At 66.6% G+C, this 3,598-nt stretch carries 4 protein-coding genes; 3 read left to right on the plus strand and 1 reads right to left on the minus strand.

Annotated features, from left to right (window positions below):
- Positions 1-172 precede the first annotated feature (172 nt).
- Together VIM95_RS17045 and VIM95_RS17050 are read left to right on the plus strand one after the other, a co-directional pair.
- Entirely contained in the window at positions 173-709 is a 537-nt protein-coding gene (locus tag VIM95_RS17045) for a MarR family transcriptional regulator (RefSeq protein ID WP_331988111.1), read from the plus strand.
- A gap of 8 nt (positions 710-717) precedes the next feature.
- Positions 718-1,953 (plus strand): MFS transporter, encoded by a 1,236-nt coding sequence (locus tag VIM95_RS17050; protein WP_331988113.1) that lies wholly within the window; start codon positions 718-720, stop codon positions 1,951-1,953.
- A 14-nt stretch (positions 1,954-1,967) separates the two neighbouring features.
- Here VIM95_RS17050 and VIM95_RS17055 read toward each other — a convergent pair whose 3' ends face one another.
- Positions 1,968-2,237 (minus strand): metal/formaldehyde-sensitive transcriptional repressor, encoded by a 270-nt coding sequence (locus VIM95_RS17055; RefSeq protein WP_331988115.1) that lies wholly within the window; start codon positions 2,235-2,237, stop codon positions 1,968-1,970.
- 92 nt (positions 2,238-2,329) lie between these two features.
- Here VIM95_RS17055 and VIM95_RS17060 point away from each other — a divergent pair, with 92 nt between their 5' ends.
- Positions 2,330-3,445: a nickel/cobalt efflux protein RcnA gene (locus tag VIM95_RS17060; protein WP_331988117.1), complete on the plus strand. Its 1,116-nt coding sequence runs from the start codon at positions 2,330-2,332 to the stop codon at positions 3,443-3,445.
- The last annotated feature ends 153 nt before the right edge of the window (positions 3,446-3,598 follow it).

Here is a 3,598-nt window from a genome sequence, read left to right on the forward strand (position 1 = left end):
GCCCCCGCTCGCGCCAGGAATCCGGGTCGTGCAAACGCTGCGCCTTGAGCGCCTGGAGTACGTCCTTCATGGCCGCCAATTACATTTGTAGAAATGTAATATTACCCGAGGCGCGCACGAGCGGCATTCCCTTTACACTGATGGTCGTTCCTACCTATCACGCTCACCCACCATGCCAGCCCAGTCCCGCGCCGCCCACAGGGAGGCGGATGTCCTCAAGCAGTTCCGGCTGATCTTCCAGTCCGTGCGCAAGCACTTCCAGTCCGTGGAGGCGCTGTGCGGCATCTCCGGCTCGCAGCTCTGGGCACTGGCGCGGGTGGTGGAATCCCCCGGCCTGCGGGTGACGGAACTGGCACGCGCCATGACCATCCACCAGTCCACCGCCAGCAACCTCGTCGAGAGCCTGGTACAACAGGGCCTGGTACGGCGCGAGCGGGCCGAGGCTGACCAGCGCGTGGTACTGCTGCACCCCACCGAGGCTGGCCAAGCCATCTACGAGGCCGCGCCCCAGCCCATACGCGGCGTACTGCCCGACGCCCTCTCGCGGCTGGAGCCCAATGCCCTGGCCGGCCTGCAGCAGCACCTCTCAGCACTGATCGAGCTGATGGGCAGCCATATCGACCCATCGGGCAGCACCACCCCCTTGGCCGACATGGCCCGTGCCGAACCCGCTCCGAAAAAGCGCGCGCGCCGCAAGCCCACGGCCTGACCCGCACCATGCTTGCGAACCAGCCACCGCTACGGCACCTGCTGCTGCCGCAAGGCGCCGCCCCCCATGCCAGCGCCATCCTGCTCGCCCGCAGCCTGCGCGCCCTGGTCGATGGCTATATGGCGGTGCTGCTGCCGGCCTACCTGCTGGCCCTGGGCCTGGGCCCCCTGCAGGTGGGCATACTCGCCACCACCACCCTGCTCGGCTCGGCCGCCGCCACGCTGGCGGTGGGCACCTGGGCGCACCGGCTGCGCAGGTTGCCGCTGCTGCAATGGGCCGCGCTCCTGATGGCCGCCACCGGCCTTGGCTTTGCCGCCTTCTCTGCCTACTGGCCGCTCTTGCTGGTGGCCTTTATCGGCACGCTCAACCCCAGCTCGGGTGACGTAAGTGTCTTTCTACCGCTGGAGCATGCCCGGTTGGCCGGGGCCGCCACGGGGGCGGTACGTACCACCCTGTTTGCCCGCTACAGCGTGCTGGGGGCGCTGTGCGCCGCCGTCGGCGCCCTGGCCGCGGCCTTGCCCGGCTGGCTGACGGTGCGAACCGGCATCGCCCCGCTCAACGCGCTCCGCGGCATGTTCCTGCTCTATGCCCTGGTGGGTATGGTGGTTTGGTGGCTCTACCGCCGCGCACCGCAAATCTCGGCCAACGAAGCCGCGCCGGCAGCGCCGCTCGGCCCTTCGCGCGCCATTGTGCTGCGGCTGGCGGCCTTGTTCAGCCTGGATAGCTTTGCTGGCGGCATGGTGATCAACACCCTGCTGGCACTGTGGTTGCAGCAGCGCTTCGGCCTCTCGCTCGCACAGGCCGGGGTGTTCTTCTTCTGGACCGGGCTCCTGAGCGCCGGCTCGCAACTGGCCGCACCGCGCCTGGCGCGGCGCATTGGTCTTGTGAACACCATGGTGTTCACCCATATACCCGCCAACCTCTGCCTGATCTTCGCCGCCCTGGCGCCCAGCCTGCCCGTGGCACTGGCCCTCTTGCTGGTGCGCGGCGCACTGTCGCAAATGGATGTACCCACCCGCAGCGCCTTTGTGATGGCCGCCGTCACCCCGGCCGAGCGTGCTGCCGCTGCCAGCGTGACCGCCGTACCGCGCAGCCTGGCCGCCGCCCTCAGCCCCTCGCTGGCAGGGGCGCTCTACGCCGCCGGCTGGATCGCCGCGCCCATGGTGGCAGGTGGCCTGCTCAAAATCGTGTATGACCTTACCTTGTGGCGGGCTTGCCGGCAGATCGAGTTGCCGGAGGAATAGCCACCGTTGCATGGCTACTTCAGGTAGGACTTGATCACCTGCAACACCGCGTCCAGCTCCTGCTGGCGTTGGGCCTGCTCGGGCTCGTTCACCATATGGTCGATCAGATGCCCCTCGATCACCGCCGCCATCAGCCCGTTCACCGCGCCGCGTATGGCCGCGATCTGTTGCAGCACCGCCGTGCAGTCCGCCTCTTCCGCCAGTTGGTTCTCCAGCGCGGCCGCCTGGCCCTGTATGCGCCGCACTCGGGTCAGCAGCTTGGATTTATCACGAATGGTATGCATGCGCCGCTCCTCATCATTGGATGAAAGGGTAACATGCACATACTAGGGGGGAGTATACTAGAAACCGCTTTATCATCCGCCTCAAGCCCTCCGTGACCGACTTCTCCACCCTGCTGCTGCAAGGCAATGCCTGGCTGTTCATCCCCAGCGCCATCCTGCTTGGCGCCCTGCATGGGCTGGAGCCCGGTCACTCCAAGACCATGATGGCGGCGTTTATCGTGGCCATCCGCGGCACGCTGGGCCAGGCCGTGTTGCTGGGCCTCTCGGCCACCCTTTCGCATACCGCCGTGGTCTGGGCAGTGGCCATGGCCGGGCTGCACTTTGGCCGCAACTGGAGCGCCGAGGCCTCCGAGCCCTACTTCCAGCTTGCCTCCGCCGTGCTCATCATCGGCGTGGCCGCCTGGATGCTGTGGCGCACCTGGCGGCATGAACGGCATGCCCACCATCACCACGATCACGACCATGGCAACGGGCATGATCATGACGAGATACGCCGCATCGACACCGGTCACGGCGTGGTGACGCTCGCCATTTTCGAAGACGGTGTGCCACCACGCTTCCGCCTGCAACGGGAAGGCCGGCACGGTCACGCCTGGACGGCCGCCGAGGTCCACGCCGAGCTGACCCGCCCGGATGGCAGCACCGAGCACTACACCTTTGCCCAGCGCGATGGCTACCTCGAATCGGAACAGACCATACCCGAACCGCACAGCTTTACCGTGCGCCTGCAGCTAGGGCACGGCCACCACAGTCATGACTACGATGTCGTGTTCGCCGAGCATGACCACGCACCGCAGGCGGACGGTCTGGACCTGGGCACGGACGGCGAATACCAGGACGCGCACGAACTGGCCCACGCCAACGACATCCGCCGCCGCTTTGCCAACCGCCAGGTCAGCACCGGCCAGATCGTGCTGTTCGGCCTCACCGGAGGCCTGATCCCCTGCCCTGCTTCCATCACCGTGCTGCTGCTCTGCCTGCAGCTCAAGAAGGTCGCCCTGGGCGCCACCCTGGTACTGTGCTTCAGCATCGGCCTGGCGCTCACCCTTGTCGCATCGGGCGCCCTGGCGGCGCTGGGTGTGCGCCATGCATCCAAACGCTTCAGCGGCTTTGGCAGCTTCGCCCGCAAGGCCCCCTACTTCTCCGGTGGTTTGATCGTGCTGGTGGGGCTGTATGTGGGCTACCACGGGCTGGTGGCGTTGGCCTAAGCAGAAAATTTTGGGTCAGATACCGTCTTGAATAGCAAGCCCAGGTTGTCCGTGATTTGCATCAAACGGCTTGCCGGACGTGATCACCCCATAGATCAGGTGGGCCAGCTTGCGCATCACCGCCCCAATCACCGCCTTGGGAGCTAGGCCGGT

This window comes from Chitinimonas sp. (genome assembly GCF_036568685.1).
GTDB lineage: Bacteria > Pseudomonadota > Gammaproteobacteria > Burkholderiales > Chitinimonadaceae > Chitinimonas.